The sequence below is a fragment of the Streptomyces lavendulae subsp. lavendulae genome, from assembly GCF_002803845.1.
GTDB lineage: Bacteria > Actinomycetota > Actinomycetes > Streptomycetales > Streptomycetaceae > Streptomyces > Streptomyces lavendulae.
In genome coordinates, this window is the sequence record NZ_CP024985.1 from 5,318,852 (window position 1) to 5,334,118 (window position 15,267).

Genomic DNA, 15,267 nt, shown 5'->3' on the forward strand with positions numbered 1-15,267 from the left:
GACCAGAGGCCCCCGAGGTCAGAGGCCCCGCAGAGCGGAGAAGAGTCCCGTGGCAGAGCGCAAGCCGATCGAATCCTGGCTCACCGACATGGACGGGGTCCTCATCCACGAGGGCACCCCGATCCCCGGCGCGGATGCCTTCATCAAGCGGCTGCGCGAGTCGGGCAAGCCCTTCCTGGTGCTGACCAACAACTCGATCTACACCCCGCGCGACCTCCAGGCCCGGCTGAGCCGGATGGGTCTGGACGTGCCCGTCGAGAACATCTGGACCTCGGCGCTGGCCACCGCCAAGTTCCTCGACGACCAGCGGCCGGGCGGTACGGCGTACGTCATCGGCGAGGCGGGCCTGACCACCGCGCTTCACGACATCGGCTACATCCTCACCGACCACCAGCCCGACTACGTGGTCCTCGGCGAGACCCGCACGTACAGCTTCGAGGCCATGACCAAGGCCGTCCGGCTGATCAACGCCGGTGCCCGCTTCATCTGCACCAACCCCGACGAGACCGGCCCCTCCACCGAGGGCCCGCTCCCGGCCACGGGCGCGGTCGCCGCGCTGATCACGAAGGCGACCGGCAAGCAGCCGTACTTCGCGGGCAAGCCCAACCCGCTGATGATGCGCACGGGCCTGAACGCCATCGGCGCGCACTCCGAGAGCAGCGCGATGATCGGCGACCGCATGGACACCGACGTCCTGGCCGGGCTGGAGGCGGGCATGCAGACCTTCCTCGTGCTGACCGGTCTGACGTCGGTCGAGGACACCGAGAAGTTCCCGTACCGCCCGACGAAGACGGTGAACTCCATCGCCGACCTGGTCGACCTGGTGTAGGTCCGCCGCGCGGTCCATTGGTGCGAACGGCTGACACATACGGGCCAAGAGAGCGCCGCTCCGGATGCGGAGCGGCGCGTCGCGCGTGAATCTCCTTGTCGAGGAGGTTCACCATGCGCAGTTCTCTGATCGCACTCCGTGTCGCCGGGGTGGCCGTCGCCCTGACGGCAAGCACCGCCGTGACCGCCCCCGCCGCACTCGCGAACGAGTGGGACCGCGGCGGCGTCTCGGCGGACCCGAACCCGGCCGAACCAGGGGCGCAGGTCAAGATCCGCGTCCGTGGCTGTGACGGCGACCGGGCGATCGCGCTCTCCCCGGTCTTCGTCTCCGAGGCCCACCTGACGTCCGGCCGCGACGAACGCCGCACGCTCTACGGCGAGACGATGATCAGCTCGCACGCCCGGCCGGGCTGGCACGAGATCAAGGTGAAGTGCGCGGGCCGCGACGGCCGTGACGGCGACGGCCGTGACGGCGGACGTGACGGCGGACGGGACGACGGTCTGCGCGGCTCCATCGAGATCCGCGAGCGCGACCACCGCCCCGACCCCCACCACTCGCCGGTCTGGCCCGTCCACGCGGGCGGCGGCGGGATGGCCGCCCAGGTCGCCGAGACCACCCGGCTCGCCGCGGCCACCAAGAAGAGCCACGGCGGGGACGGTCCCGGACTGTCGCAGACCGTGATCGGCGCCGTGCTGGCCGCGGCCGCCAGCCTGGCGGTCGCCGGGCGGGCCCTGACCCTGCGCCGCCGCCGCAACGGCGAATGAGCGAGGCCAAGGCCTCCCCGGGGGGCAGGCTGCTGACCTTCGCCGCCTGGTCGGTGCTGGTCCTCGTGCTGTGGGTGTGGGGCAAGGAGATCACCGGGGTCCAGCCCGTCGCCGCGCCCGGCGGGGCCGGCGGGCCGGTGGGGCCGGGTCTTCCGGCGCCGCGGGCCCCGCTCTCGGCGGCGATGCCCGCGCGGATCGACGTACCGTTCATCGGCGTCCAGGCGCCGGTGATCGCGCGGGGCCTGGACTCCGACGGGGCGGTCGAGCCGCCCCCGTACGAGCTCCCCGGCACGGTCGGCTGGTGGGGCGCGGGCCCCGCGCCCGGGGCGGCCGGGGCCGCGCTGATGGTGGGCCACGTGGACACGAAATCCAAGCCCGCGGTGTTCTTCGGCCTGAGCACCCTCCGGCCGGGGGAGAAGATCCGCGTGGCCCGGGCGGACGGCACGGTCGCGGAGTTCACCGTGGAGGACGTACGGGTCTACGAGCGCGCGGGCTTCGACCCGCACAAGGCGTACGGGCCGCGGGTCAAGGGCCGCGCCGAACTGCGCCTGGTCACCTGCGGCGGCACCTACGACAAGGCGGCCCGGCAGTACTCGGCGAACGTGGTGGTCTCCGCCTACCTGACCGGAGCCGGAGCCAGACCGACCGCACCGGCGTAGCGGTCTGCGTCCACTGTCCGCCGTCCGGTGGAAACGAAGAAGCCCCCCGCAGCTTTCGCTGCGGGGGGCTTCCCCTTGTCTGTGCGCCGCCAGGGACTCGAACCCCGGACCCGCTGATTAAGAGTCAGCTGCTCTAACCAACTGAGCTAGCGGCGCTTGCTGACAGGGAAAACTCTACCCCACCTGCGGAGGTGCTCGTGACCAGCCGCGCCCGCGTTGTCCGATTAACCCATGTTTGGGGGGTTTGTCGTGCACGATATGTCTGGGCCGAGCCATATCTGACGTCCCGCCAGATATGTGTGCGGTCGACCACTGGACGACTACGGGAGCGGACGGAACCGCATGACGATGCAGCCTCCGGTGCATGTGCCGATGCCGACGGCGATGCCGGTGCCGGCGTTCGAGGAGTACGAGCCCGCGGGCGACTGCGTGTGCCTGGGGTGCGCGCAGCGGCGCCGGGCCCTCGTGCGCGGGCGGGCCATAGGGCGCCGCGACGGCGGCCACCCCGCCGCGCGCGGAGCCCGCCGGGCGCTGGTGCTGGCCACCGCCGCCGGTGTGGTCCTCGGCGGTGGCGGGTCGGTCGCGCTGGCCGTGAGCACGCCGGTGCCCGGCCCGGGGCCGGTCGCGCTGGACGGGTCGGACAGCCCGCAGGGCGGCCGGGCCCCGCTGCACGGCCGCCCCGCCGCCGGCCGTCCGGGCGGCCGGCCCGGAGCTCCCGCGCTGGTACGGCGCATCGACCGCACGACGATCATCAACCGGGCGAAGCTGTGGCTGGAGGCGAAGGTCCCCTACAGCATGTCCGAGTACTGGACGGACGGCTACCGGCAGGACTGTTCGGGCTACGTCTCCATGGCCTGGAACCTGGGTACGAACGAGTGGACCGGAAGCCTCGACACCTTCGCCACCAGGATCACGAAGGAGGAGCTGCTGCCGGGCGACATGCTGCTCTTCCACAACCCGGCGGACCCGAACAACGGCTCGCACGTGGTCCTCTTCGGCGGCTGGGTCGACGAGACGCGCACGCACTACATCGCCTACGAGCAGACCCGCCCGACGACGCGCAGGCAGGCCACGCCGTACGGGTACTGGAAGAACTCCGAGAAGTACCTCCCGTACCGGTTCAACGGGGTGACGGGCGGCCTCGGCCCGGAGGAGCCCGCGCCGGCTCCCAACCAGCCGGGCGCGAGCGCCTTCCCCGGCGCCGCCAAGTTCGGGCCCGGGGCCGACAACCCGTACGTGGCCGAGCTCGGCAGGATGCTGATCGGGCGGGGCGGGCTGCGGTTCTACCCCAAGGGCGCGAGCACCAAGTGGAGCGATGCCGACCGGCTGGCCACCCAGGCCTTCCAGCAGGCGCAGGGCTGGACGGGCGCCGACGCCGACGGCATCCCGGGCGAGCACACCTGGCGGCTGCTGGTGCAGCGCCAGGGCAAGGACATCCCGCCCACGCGGGCCGGCCGTCCGGGTCCGGCCGGGGTGCCGGCGTACCCGGGGGCCGCGGTCTTCCGGCCGGGGCAGTCCCACGCGGCGATCACCGCCCTGGGCCGCCGGCTGCGGGAGAAGGGCTTCGGCAAGTACTACACGTCCGGTCCCGGGCCCCGCTGGAGCGAGGCCGACCGCCGCAGCGTCGAGGCGTTCCAGCGCGCGCAGGGCTGGCGCGGCGCCTCGGCCGACGGCTACCCGGGCCCGGAAACCTGGCGCCGGCTGTTCGCATGACGGAGGCAACGATGTACCCCACGCGCACCACGTTCACGACGGGCACCTTCCACCCCTCGTCGCGCCGCCCCACGCCCGTGGCCGCCACCCACCGGACCTGGGCCACGACCCGGGCCGCGGCCCCGCAGCCCGCCACCGCCCCGCACCCCGTTGCGCCGGTGCCGGCGGCTGCTTCCCACCCGGCCGGGGATGCCGCTCCGATGGCTCCCGCGCACCCGGTGGCGGCGGGTCACCCCGGCCGGGCTGCTGCCCCCGAGCCGGTGGCGGAGTCCGACGCGGCCGGCGCCGACGCTTCCGCATCCCGCCCGGCCTGGGACACCGCCCGGGCGGTTCCCCCGTATCCGGTGGTGGCCGGTCACCCCGGCCGGTCCGCCGGCCCCGAGCCGGTGGCGGCGTCCCACCCGGCCGGGGCCGACGCCCCCGAGCCGGTGGCTGCGCCCCACCCGGCCGGCGCCGACGCCCCGGAGCCGGTGGCGGAGTCCGACGCGGCCGGCGCCGACGCTCCCGCATCCCGCCCGGCCTGGGACACCGCCCCGGCGGTCCCCCCGTACCCGGTGGCGGCGGGTCACCCCGGCCGGGCCGCCGGCCCGGAGCCGGTGGCCGCGTCCCACCCGGCCGGGGTCGACGCTCCCGCGTCCCGCCCGGCCCGGGATGCCGCTCCGGTGGCTCCCCCGTACCCGGTGGCGGCGGGTCACCCCGGCCGGTACGCCGCCCCCGAGCCGGTGGCCGCGTCCCACCCGGTCGGGGGCGACGACCCCGTGTCGCGCCCGGACCCGGTCATGGCGGGGACGCCCCACCACCCCGGCCGGTGGGGCGTCCCCGAGGGTGTGGTGGTGGGGCGGCCGGCGGGGCCCGAGGAGTCGCATTCCGCCCGGTCGGCCTCCGAGCCGGTGTTCCGGGGCGATCCCGATCCCGGGGTCGGGGAGCCGTACCCCGCCCGGGCCGTCGCCGGCCCCGAGCCGGTGGTGGGACGCCCGGCCGGCCCGGGGGAGCAGCACCCCGTACGGGCCGCGCACCCGGCCGACGCCGAGCCGGCGCTGCGGGCCGGGCACCCGGCGCAGCCGGAAGCGGTGGCGGCGGCCCGCCCCGCCCGGGCGGCCGACCCGGTGGCGGAGCCGTACGCGGCCCGCCCGGCCGACCCGGAGCCGTACCCCGTCCCCGCGGGGCACGCCGACGGGCCCGCCCTCCGCCAGGGGCGGTGGGTCGACACCGGGTGGCCGCCCGCGCGGGGCGACGTACCGGCGGCCCGCGCCGAGGTGGAGACCGACACCGAGACGGGGACGGGGGCGGAGCCCGGGATCCCGCACCCCGCCCCGCAGGGAACCGGCGTTCCCGGCCCCGGCGTGGCCGAGATCGTCGCCCAGGCCGTGGCCCGCGGCATGGACGCGCCCCGGGGCGCCTCGGGCGCGGGCGGAGAGGAGGACACGCTGGACATCCCCCTCCTGCGCCCCCCGCACGGGACCGCCGTCACCGACGTCCCCGTCCACCTCCCCTTCCGCGCGCACCACCGGCCCCCCGAGCCCCCGCGCGACCCCCGCCCGGCAGCCCCCCGCCGCCAGGCGACGCGGCCCCCCGCCGGGCGCCGCGTCCCCCGCGGCGACGACCGGCTCCGCGAGCACCGCGGGCCCGTACTGCCCGGCTGGATCGCCGTGGTCATCGGCGGACTCGCCCTCTCCGGCTGCACGGCCGTGCTCTGGCGGGCCGGGGTCGTCCCCGCCCCCCTGGTGGCCGCGTTCGGCGCGGCCCCCCGCCCCTACCGCGGGCTGCACGCCGCGCACTGGCCCCCGCTCGCCCTCCTCGGGATCGTCGCCCTCCTCGCCCTCGGCGGCCTCGGCCGCGCCCGGGCCGGCCACGCCTGGGTGCTCACCCTCTTCGGGCGCTACCGCGGCACGGTCCGCCGTACCGGCCTGACCTGGATCAGCCCGCTCCTGCTGCGCCAGCGGATCGACGTGCGCCTGCGGCACTGGCGCAGCGAGCCCATGCCGGCCGTCGACTCCGGCGGCCTCGCCCTCCGGGTGGTCGTCCAGGTCGTCTGGCAGGTCAAGGACACCGCCCGGGCCACCCTCGCCGTCGAGGACCACACCGACTACCTCGCCGAGCAGGTCGAGTCGGCCATGGCCCGGGTGCTGTCCCAGCTCCCGGCCGACGCCTTCCACGAGGACGCCCCGACCCTGCGCGACGCCGAGGCCGTCGGCGACGCGCTGACCCGGATGCTGGCGGCCGAAACCGAGGCCGTCGGGATCGAGGTGTTCTCGGCGCAGCCCACGCGGATCGAGTACGCCCCGGAGGTCGCGGAGGCGATGCGCCGCCGCCGGGTCGCCGCGATCGATGCCAAGCACCGGGACACCGTGCTGACCTCGGTCGTCGACGCCGTGGACGACACCGTCCACCGCCTCACCTCGCGCGGGATCGTCGAGCTCGACGACTACGAGCGCAAGGCTCTGGTGAAGGACCTGACCGTCGCCTTCTACACCGGGCGTGGCGAGCAGTAACACGCGCAACAGGGAAACGGGTGGCCGGTCGTGACCGGACCACCCGTTTTCACATTGGTATAGACATGGCCAACTCCCGTCAATACTGTGGGACTTGGTCTAGACCTGGAGTCATCCCCCTGCGCGCACACGGCTCCCCCTCCCGTCCCCCCACGTCCAAGGAGCACCATGCGTTCCTTCCGCATGCCCGCCCGGCCCGGCCGGGCCGGTGCCGCCGCCCTCGGCGTCGGCCTGCTCGCCGCCGTCACCCTGCTGAGCGCCCCCTCCGCCAGCGGCCACGGCTACACCGACACCCCCATCAGCCGCCAGAAGCTCTGCGCCAACAAGACCGTCGCCGACTGCGGCCCCATCCAGTGGGAGCCCCAGAGCGTCGAGGGCTACAAGGGCTTCCCGGCGGCCGGACCGGCCGACGGCCAGATATGTTCCGGCGGCCACAGCGAGTTCGCGCAGCTCGACGACCCGCGCGGCGGCAAGTGGCCCGCCACCGGCGTCACCTCCGGCCAGAGCTTCGACTTCCGCTGGCAGTTCACCGCGAACCACTCCACGACGGACTTCAAGTACTACGTCACCAAGAACGGCTGGGACCCCACCAAGCCGCTGACCCGGGCCTCGCTCGACCCCCAGCCCTTCCTCGTCGTGCCCTACAACGGCGGCCGCCCCGACATGACGACCATCCACCGCGGCACCATGCCCGCCGGCAAGACCGGACGGCACATGATCCTCGCGGTCTGGACCGTCAACGACACCCCGATGGCCTTCTACTCCTGCTCCGACGTTCAGTTCTGACGTAACGTCAGCTAACCTCCGGCGGCATGCGGATGACGACTGCACCCGAGACCGTCGCGGAGCTCATCGCGTGCCACTGGGGCGACCACCGGACCGGTCTGATGTACGGGGCCGACGCGGCCCGCGGCGTCCGGCCGGCCGTCCTCAGCCGCCACCGGTACGCACGGGAGGCCGCCGCCCGCGCCGCGCTCCTCGTCGACCTGCTGCCGCCGGGGGCGGAGCCGCACGTGGGGGTGCTGCTCGACAACACCCCCGAGTTCCCCTTCTGGCTCGGCGCGGCGGCCCTCGCCGGGGCCGCCGTCGCCGGGATCAACCCCACCCGGCGCGGCCCGGAGCTGGCCCGGGACGTCCTGCACACCGACTGCCGGATCCTGGTCACCGAGCCCGCCCACCTGCCGCTGCTGCGCGGCCTCGACCTGCCCGGCGTACGGATCCTGGTCACCGGCACCGAGTCCTACGCGGCCCTCCTCGCCCCGTACGCGGACGCCGGGCCCGGCGGGGCGACCGTCCGCCCGCCCGGCCCCGGCAGCCGGCTGCTCCTCTACTTCACCTCCGGGTCCACCGGCGCCCCCAAGGCCGCGATATGCAGCCAGGGCCGGCTCGCCGCGGCCGGCCACTCCCTGGCCCGCTCCTTCCGGGTGGGCCCGGACGACGTCCACTACGTCTGCATGCCGCTCTTCCACGGCAACGCCGTCATCGCCGACTGGCTCCCCGCCCTGTGCGGCGGGGCCGCCGTCGCCCTGCGCCCCCGCTTCTCGGCCTCCTCCTTCCTGGACGACGTCCGCGCCTACGGGGCCACCTACTTCACCTACGTCGGCCGGGCCGTGCAGTACCTCCTGGCCACCGCCCCCCGCCCCGACGACCGCGCGCACCGCCTGCGCCTCGGCTTCGGCACCGAGGCCGGAGCGGTGGACGCGGCGCGCTTCACCGAACGCTTCGGGGTCCGCCTGGTGGAGGGCTACGGGGCCACCGAGGGCGGCGCCTCCGTCCAGCGGACCCCCGACATCCCGCCGGGCGCGCTCGGCCGGGCCGGCGCCGGGGACGACCTCGCCGTGATCGACCCGGAGACCGGTCTCGAATGCCCCGCGGCCGTCCTCGACGCCGACGGCCGCCTGACCAACGGCGCCGAGGCCATCGGCGAACTGGTCAACCGCGGCCGCAGCCTCTTCGAGGGGTACTGGCGCAATCCGGCCGCCGAGGCCGCCCGCACCCGCGACGGCTGGTACTGGACCGGCGACCTCTTCTTCCGGGACCCCGAGGGCTTCCTCTACTTCGCCGGCCGCACCGACGACCGGCTGCGGGTCGACAGCGAGAACCTGGCCGCCGCGGTGATCGAGAACATCCTGGCCCGCTGGGACGCCGCGGCCGCCGTCGCCGTGTACGCGGTCCCGGACGAGGTCGCCGGGGACCAGGTCATGGCCGCCCTGGCCCTGCGCGAGGGGGCCTCCTTCGACCCGGACGCCTTCGCGGCCTTCCTCGCCGCCCAGCCGGACCTCGGCACGAAGATGGCCCCGCGTTACCTGCGGGTCCTCGACGCCCTGCCCGTCACCGCCACGAACAAGATCCACCGGGTCGCCCTGCGCCGGGCCGGTTTCCTGCCCCCGCCCGCGGGCGGCTCCCGCCCCGCTCCCGTCTGGCACCGCACCGGCGCCGGCTACCGCCCGCTCGACGCGGAGTCCCTGGCCGCGCTGCTGGCGGCGTACGAGGACCGGGGGCGCCGGGAGCTGCTGGACCGGGGGTGACGGTTTGGAGCACCCCTGCGGAGCAGGTAGTATTTTCTCTGTCAGCAGGCGCCGCTAGCTCAGTTGGTTAGAGCAGCTGACTCTTAATCAGCGGGTCCGGGGTTCGAGTCCCTGGCGGCGCACCTGAACTTCGGGCGGTTTCCGGTTTCACCGGGAACCGCCCGAAGTGCTTTGCGTCACGTTTCGGCGGGGTCCTTGCAGCACCGTTCTCACAGCGCGAGCGACAGCAGCAGCGGCGCGGCCTTCCGGTTCAGGGTTTCGGCGGCGGCCCGCAGCCGGTGGGCGTGCTCGACCGGCATCGACAGGGCCAGGCAGCCCACGGCCGACCCGGCGGTGATCGGGACCGCCGCGCAGACCGTCCCCACCGCGTATTCCTGGAGGTCCAGAACGGGCACGGTGGCCGGGTGGCTGTCCAGCCTGGAGAAGAGGACCCGCTCGTTCACGATCGTCTTCGAGGTGAGCCGGGCGATCTTGTGGCGGGAGAGGTGGTCGCGCCGTCCGTCCTGGTCGAGCTGGGTGAGCAGGCACTTGCCGACCGCGCTGGCGTGCGCCGCCGAGCGGAAGTCGACCCACTCGTGCACCTTCGGGGTGCGGGGGCTGTCCGCGAACTGTGTGATGCGGACCTCACCGTCGACGTAACGGCTGATGTAGACGGCGGCGCCGACCGAATCGCGCAGCCGGTCCAGGGTGTCCTGGAGCTTCCCCTGGAGCGCCCGCTGCCGGTCCGCGCCGGAGCCGAGGAGCACCAGGGAGTCGCCTATGGCGTAGGCGCCCTCGGAGATCTGGAGGACGTACCCCTCCCGCCGCAGCATCAGCAGCATCGGGGCGAGATGGACCGCGGGCAGGCCGGTTTCGCGCGCGAGCTGCGCGTCGGTCACACCGCCGGTGTGCCGCGAGATCGTTTCGAGCACGCGCAGGGCGTACTGCACCGAATGGAACGGCGCGGTCGGCTCGGGCTTCAGAGCCACGGTCTCCCCCTACCAGGTCGTTGCCACTTGCCTCTTCACGATAGCCATCAAGAGACCCTTGCGGAGCGCCTGTTGGGCAGATTGATGGCTCGATCACGCCCCTCTGCCTGGCCCTACCCGCCTGGCATGTGCCAGCGGCATGCCACGGGGCCCGCCGTGCCCGGGAATGCCCGGGGAGCGCCGACGGTTCGAGTTCTTCGTACGGACGAATCGAACGGGACGGGAGCGACGATGAGCGACACCGGGGATGCGGACCGCGGAACGGGCGGCGGGGCGGACGGAGGGGCCGCGGGCGGCACGGATCCGGTCCGCGGGACCGTCCGCGGCGGGGCGCCGGTGCCGCTGTCGGTGCTCGACCTGGTCACCGTCGGCAGCGGCAGCACCGCCGCGGCGTCGCTGCGCACCAGCGTGGAGATCTCCCGGCTCGCGGAATCCCGCGGATACCACCGCCACTGGGTCGCCGAGCACCACTCCATGCCCGGGGTGGCCAGTTCCTCGCCGGCCGTGATCCTGGCCCACCTCGCCGCCCACACCTCCCGGATCCGGCTCGGCTCCGGCGGGGTCATGCTGCCCAACCACGCCCCGCTGGCGGTGGCCGAGCAGTTCGGCACCCTGGAGGCCCTCGCCCCGGGCCGGGTCGACCTCGGGCTCGGCCGGGCGCCCGGCACCGACCCCCGTACGGCGGCGGCGCTGCGCGGGCCCGGGCGGGCGGACGAGGGCGCGGACGACTTCCCCCGCCGGCTCGCGGAGCTGACCCGCTTCCTCGACGACGACTTCCCCGACGGGCACCCGTACGCCCGGGTGCACGCCGTACCCGGCCCGGTGCAGGGCCCCGCCGGCCGGCCGCCGGTCTGGCTGCTGGGCTCCTCCGGCTTCAGCGCCCGCCTCGCGGGCGAGCTGGGCCTGCCCTTCGCGTACGCCCACCACTTCTCGGCCGCCGGGACGCTGCCCGCCCTCGACCTCTACCGGCAGAGCTTCCGGCCCTCCGAGGTGCTGGACGCCCCGTACGCCCTCATCGGCGTCTCGGCGCTCGCCGCCGACACCGCCGAGCAGGCCCGCGCCCAGGTGCTCACCGGCGCGCTGTCGATGCTGCGGCTGCGCAGCGGCCGCCCCGGGCTCGTGCCGACGCCGCAGGAGGCGGCCGCGTACCCCTTCACGCCGCTGGAACGGGAGTTCGTGGACGGCTGGGTGTCCAACATCGTGCACGGCACCCCCGACGAGGTCCGGTCGGGGCTCGACGCCCTGGTGGCGCGGACCGGCGCGGACGAGCTGATGCTGACCGCCAACGCCCACGGCGGCGACGCCCGGTTGCGCTCGTACGAGCTCGTCGCAGATGCGTACGGGATGCCGACGCCGGGGTCGACTCCGGCTTGAGCGCGGGAGAACGGGGTTTGGCTGGTTTGTTGCCGAAACCTTGCCGGAGCATGACCTAAGGGAGCCTTAAACCGCTCGTCACCCGGGGTGGCGGGCGGTTTTTGATGTGCCCTCACCGCTCTGACGAGGGGATTTGGCCGCTCGGTGGTCTAGTCCTTCTTTGGTCCAAACCATTGACTGCGGCGCGGGGTGATCGCTATCACTTCTCTCACCTGAAGCTGATGCTCTCCCCTCCCACCCCCCGGAGGCAGTTCATGCACATCCGTAAACCCCTCATCGCGGCCGCCGCCACGGCCGCGCTGGCAGCCGGAGCGCTGGCCACCTTCGCGGGACTCGGCACCGCCCAGGCGGCCGACACCTCCACCACCGCGAGCAGCGGCGGCGTGAAGATCGCCTACTACGACCAGTGGAGCGTGTACGGCAACGCCTTCTACCCCAAGCACCTCGACACGCGGGGCATCGCGGGCAAGCTGGACGTGATCAACTACTCGTTCGGCAATATCCACCCCACCAACCTCACCTGTTTCGAGGCGAACAAGGCGGCCGGCGACGACAACAACCCCAACGCCGGTGACGGCGCGGGCGACTCGTACGCCGATTACCAGAAGTCCTTCAGTGCGGCCGACAGCGTCAGCGGCGTCGCCGACAAGTGGGACCAGCCGATCGTGGGCGTCTTCAACCAGTTCAAGCAGCTGAAGGCGAAGTACCCCCACCTGAAGATCAACATCTCGATCGGCGGCTGGACGTACTCCAAGTACTTCAGCGACGCGGCCAAGACCGACGCCTCCCGCAAGAAACTGGTCTCCTCCTGCATCGACCAGTACATCAAGGGCAACCTGCCGGTCGACGGCGGCTTCGGCGGCCAGGGCGCGGCGGCCGGGATCTTCGACGGCATCGACATCGACTGGGAGTACCCCGGCTCCTCGGGCGGCCACCTCGGCAACCACTACGCCCCCGAGGACAAGCAGAACTTCACGCTGCTGCTCAAGGAGTTCCGCGACCAGCTCGACGCGTACGGCCAGGCCAACGGCGGCAAGAAGTACCTGCTGACGGCGGCGCTCCCGGCCGGCCAGGACAAGATCAAGTACATCGAGACGGACAAGATCGGCGCGTACCTCGACTACGCGAACATCATGACGTACGACATGCACGGCGCCTGGGACGGCGACGGCCCGACGTACCACCAGTCCCCGCTGTACTCCCCGGCGGGCGACCCGACCGACCCGATCGCGCCTGGCACCCAGAAGTACAGCATCGACAACGCCATCGACTCCTGGATCGACGGCAACCCGGCCTACGGCATCACCGGCGGCTTCCCCGCCAACAAGCTGACCCTGGGCTACGAGTTCTACTACCGCGGCTGGAAGGGCGTCCCCGCCGGGGCGGACAACGGCCTCGCGCAGACCGCCACCGGCCCCTCCGGCGCCCGGCCCACCAGCCAGCAGGCCGGCATCGCCAACTACAAGGAGCTCGGCGGGATCGTCGACAACCCGGCGACCACCTTCTGGGACGACCAGGCCAAGGCCGCGTACTTCTACAAGGACGGCGAGTTCTTCACCGGCCTGAACCAGAAGGCCGTCCAGGCCCGGGTCGACTACGGCAAGCAGCGCGGCCTGGCCGGCGCGATGATGTACTCCCTGCTCGGCCTGGACGACAAGACCACCCTGCTCAACCAGATCTCGGACGCCCTCGGCGGCACCACGCAGCCCCCGACCACCCCGCCGACGACGCCGCCCACGACGCCTCCGACCACCCCGCCCACCACGCCTCCGACGACCCCGCCGACCACCGGCTGCGGCTCCGTCCCGGCGTACGTCGCCGGCACCGTCTACACCGGCGGCAGCCAGGTCTCGTACAACGGCCACAAGTGGCAGGCCCAGTGGTGGACGCAGAACGAGACGCCGGGCACCACGGGCCAGTGGGGCGTCTGGAAGGACCTCGGCGCCTGCTGATCTCCCCCCACCCCGCGCCGAGCGACGCCCCGCCCCCGCTCTCTTTGAGAGCGGGGGCGGGGTCGTTCGGGGTGGACCGGGCCCGGTTCACCCCCGGCGCGCCCCTTCGGCTCACTCGCCCGGGTGGAGGGGGGTCCGGGGGTCGATCATCTCGGCGATGCGGTCGGGCGGGACCGCGCGGGAGTAGAGCCAGCCCTGGCCCGTGTCGCAGCCGACGCGGCGCAGCCGGGCGGCCTGGCCGGCGGTCTCCACGCACTCGGCGGTGACCGTCAGGCCCAGCCGGTGCGCGAGCTGCACCAGGGCCTCCACGATGGTCTCGTCGGCCGGGTTGGGATGGGCGCCCTCCTCGTAGCGGAAGCCCCGCACGAAGGAGCCGTCCAGCTTCAGCACCGACACCGGGAGCCGGCTCAGGTAGGCCAGGTTCGAGTACCCGGTGCCGAAGTCGTCGATGGCGATCCGCACGCCCATGTCGCTCAGCGCCTGGAGGGCCTGCAGCGGCCGCCCCGCGGAGCCCATCACGGCCGACTCGGTCAGCTCCAGCTGGAGCAGCTGCGGGGCCAGGCCGGTCTCGGCGAGGATCTCCGCCACGTCGCCGACCAGGTCGGAGTCCCACACCTGGCGCACGGCCACGTTCACGGAGACGAACACCGGCGCGTCGCTGGGCTGCTCGATCTGCCAGCGCCGGGCCTGGCGGCAGGCCGTGCCCAGCACCCACCGGCCCAACTGGACGATGGAGCCGTCCTCTTCGGCGATCCCGATGAACCGATTCGGCGTGAGCGTGCCGAACTGCGGGTGGTTCCAGCGGACCAGGGCCTCCACCCCGCGCACGGCTCCGCTCTCCAGGTCCACCAGGGGCTGGTACTCCAGCTCGAACTCGCCCCGCTCCACCGCCGGCCGCAGCGTCGAGGACAGCGCCTGCCGCGTCATGCGGTGCGCGTTGCGCTCCGGGTCGAAGAGGGTCCAGCGGGCCTTGCCGTCCGCCTTCGCCCAGTACAGGGTGGTGTCCGCCGCCTGCATCAGCCCCGTCGCCGAGGTGCCGGCCGCGTCCCGCTCGACCACCCCGATCGAGGCGGACACCGACAACCGCTGCCCGGCCAGGTCGAACGGCTCCTGTACGGCGTCCAGCACGCTCCGCGCCAGGTCGACGAGCTGCTCGGTGCCGGTGGAGTCCTCGACCAGCAGGGCGAACTCGTCGCCGCCGAGCCGGGCCACCAGGTGCCCGCCCGTGCGCCCGTACCCGGACTGGTCGGCGCACTGCGTCAGCCGGGCCGCCACGGCGGTCAGCAGCCGGTCGCCGACCCGGTGGCCCAGGGTGTCGTTGACGGCCTTGAACCCGTCGAGGTCGAGGTAGCACAGGCCGATCCGGCCCGTACCGCCCTGCCCGTACGCCGAGGACTCCAGGGCGGCGGAGAGCCGCTCGAAGAACAGGGCCCGGTTGGGCAGCCGGGTCACCGGGTCGTGCATCTGGAGGTGGCGCAGGCGGGCCTGGAGGTCGCGCCGGTCGCTGATGTCGGCCACGGACAGCAGGACGTCCTGCGTGCCGGCCACCGGCTCCAGCGTGACCTCGGTCCAGAGCGAGTGCCCGTCGGGGTGCTTGAGCCGGCGCGTGCAGCGCAGCCGGGCCTGACGCCCGCGCAGCACCTCCTTGTAGGCCTGCCAGGTACGGGCCTCGGCCGCCAGGTCCACCAGATCGGCGGCGTGCTGCCCGGCGAGCGCCTGCGGCTCGCCGCCCAGCAGTCCGGCGAGGGCGCGGTTGGCGGCGAGCACCTCGCCGTCGCGGCCGACGAGGGCCATCGCGAGGTGCGCCGCGTCGAAGGCGGCCCGGTAGTCGCGCGGCGGGACAGGCACCGCGGGGTGACGCTCCGTAAGGGTCGATCGGATGCTGTCGGCCGCCGAACCGGTTCCTTCTGAGGTTGCGCTCACCCTTGGCTCCCGCAGTGTTCGTGAGTGTCCGTGCAGGAAAGTGTGCCGATCATAGAGGCTGCCGG

Annotated in this window: 11 protein-coding genes and 2 tRNA genes; 10 read left to right on the forward strand and 3 right to left on the reverse strand. The window is 73.8% G+C overall.

Features of this window, described 5'->3' with window-relative positions:
* The first annotated feature begins 49 nt into the window (after positions 1-49).
* The 3 genes from SLAV_RS23610 (at position 50) to SLAV_RS23620 (ending at position 2,252) form a co-directional block, all read left to right on the forward strand.
* Positions 50-829 (forward strand): HAD-IIA family hydrolase, encoded by a 780-nt coding sequence (locus tag SLAV_RS23610; RefSeq protein ID WP_030229401.1) that lies wholly within the window; start codon positions 50-52, stop codon positions 827-829.
* Between the two features lie 113 nt (positions 830-942).
* Positions 943-1,593: a hypothetical protein gene (locus SLAV_RS23615; RefSeq protein ID WP_051840775.1), complete on the forward strand. Its 651-nt coding sequence runs from the start codon at positions 943-945 to the stop codon at positions 1,591-1,593.
* Entirely contained in the window at positions 1,590-2,252 is a 663-nt protein-coding gene (locus SLAV_RS23620) for a class F sortase (protein ID WP_030229406.1), read from the forward strand. The genes SLAV_RS23615 and SLAV_RS23620 overlap by 4 nt, the downstream gene beginning before the upstream one ends.
* A gap of 82 nt (positions 2,253-2,334) precedes the next feature.
* Here the strand turns inward: SLAV_RS23620 and SLAV_RS23625 are convergent.
* Positions 2,335-2,408, reverse strand: a tRNA-Lys gene (locus SLAV_RS23625).
* Between the two features lie 228 nt (positions 2,409-2,636).
* Between SLAV_RS23625 and SLAV_RS23630 the strand changes: the two genes are divergently transcribed.
* From SLAV_RS23630 to SLAV_RS23650, 5 genes are all read left to right on the forward strand, one after another.
* Positions 2,637-3,965, forward strand: a complete 1,329-nt coding sequence (locus SLAV_RS23630) for a peptidoglycan-binding protein (protein WP_030229408.1) — start codon at positions 2,637-2,639, stop codon at positions 3,963-3,965.
* An 11-nt stretch (positions 3,966-3,976) separates the two neighbouring features.
* Positions 3,977-6,457, forward strand: coding sequence for an SPFH domain-containing protein (locus SLAV_RS43205; protein ID WP_263459222.1), 2,481 nt, complete (start codon positions 3,977-3,979; stop codon positions 6,455-6,457).
* Between the two features lie 168 nt (positions 6,458-6,625).
* Positions 6,626-7,243 (forward strand): lytic polysaccharide monooxygenase auxiliary activity family 9 protein, encoded by a 618-nt coding sequence (locus tag SLAV_RS23640; protein WP_199922153.1) that lies wholly within the window; start codon positions 6,626-6,628, stop codon positions 7,241-7,243.
* Between the two features lie 26 nt (positions 7,244-7,269).
* The gene (locus tag SLAV_RS23645) at positions 7,270-8,985 is read left to right on the forward strand and encodes an AMP-binding protein (protein ID WP_030229413.1); all 1,716 of its coding nucleotides are present in this window, start codon (positions 7,270-7,272) and stop codon (positions 8,983-8,985) included.
* Between the two features lie 48 nt (positions 8,986-9,033).
* Positions 9,034-9,107: transfer RNA gene (locus tag SLAV_RS23650), tRNA-Lys, on the forward strand.
* An 87-nt stretch (positions 9,108-9,194) separates the two neighbouring features.
* On the opposite strand, the gene SLAV_RS23655 is transcribed toward SLAV_RS23650, so the two are convergent.
* Positions 9,195-9,953: an IclR family transcriptional regulator gene (locus SLAV_RS23655; RefSeq protein WP_030229415.1), complete on the reverse strand. Its 759-nt coding sequence runs from the start codon at positions 9,951-9,953 to the stop codon at positions 9,195-9,197.
* A 231-nt stretch (positions 9,954-10,184) separates the two neighbouring features.
* On the opposite strand from SLAV_RS23655, the gene SLAV_RS23660 reads away from it, so the two are divergent.
* Positions 10,185-11,327 (forward strand): LLM class flavin-dependent oxidoreductase, encoded by a 1,143-nt coding sequence (locus SLAV_RS23660; RefSeq protein ID WP_030229417.1) that lies wholly within the window; start codon positions 10,185-10,187, stop codon positions 11,325-11,327.
* Positions 11,328-11,581: 254 nt separating this feature from the next.
* Positions 11,582-13,279 (forward strand): glycosyl hydrolase family 18 protein, encoded by a 1,698-nt coding sequence (locus tag SLAV_RS23665; protein WP_030229419.1) that lies wholly within the window; start codon positions 11,582-11,584, stop codon positions 13,277-13,279.
* Between the two features lie 111 nt (positions 13,280-13,390).
* Here SLAV_RS23665 and SLAV_RS23670 read toward each other — a convergent pair whose 3' ends face one another.
* The gene (locus SLAV_RS23670; RefSeq protein WP_051840777.1) at positions 13,391-15,202 is read right to left on the reverse strand and encodes a putative bifunctional diguanylate cyclase/phosphodiesterase; all 1,812 of its coding nucleotides are present in this window, start codon (positions 15,200-15,202) and stop codon (positions 13,391-13,393) included.
* Positions 15,203-15,267 lie beyond the last annotated feature (65 nt).

Coding starts and splice junctions, on each gene's coding strand:
- SLAV_RS23615 (WP_051840775.1), top strand. CDS start 943: ATGCGCAGTTCTCTGATCGCACTCCGTGTCGCCGGGGTGGCCGTCGCC.
- SLAV_RS23620 (WP_030229406.1), top strand. CDS start 1,590: ATGAGCGAGGCCAAGGCCTCCCCGGGGGGCAGGCTGCTGACCTTCGCC.
- SLAV_RS43205 (WP_263459222.1), top strand. CDS start 3,977: ATGTACCCCACGCGCACCACGTTCACGACGGGCACCTTCCACCCCTCG.
- SLAV_RS23645 (WP_030229413.1), top strand. CDS start 7,270: ATGCGGATGACGACTGCACCCGAGACCGTCGCGGAGCTCATCGCGTGC.
- SLAV_RS23630 (WP_030229408.1), top strand. CDS start 2,637: ATGCCGGTGCCGGCGTTCGAGGAGTACGAGCCCGCGGGCGACTGCGTG.
- SLAV_RS23660 (WP_030229417.1), top strand. CDS start 10,185: ATGAGCGACACCGGGGATGCGGACCGCGGAACGGGCGGCGGGGCGGAC.
- SLAV_RS23640 (WP_199922153.1), top strand. CDS start 6,626: ATGCGTTCCTTCCGCATGCCCGCCCGGCCCGGCCGGGCCGGTGCCGCC.
- SLAV_RS23665 (WP_030229419.1), top strand. CDS start 11,582: ATGCACATCCGTAAACCCCTCATCGCGGCCGCCGCCACGGCCGCGCTG.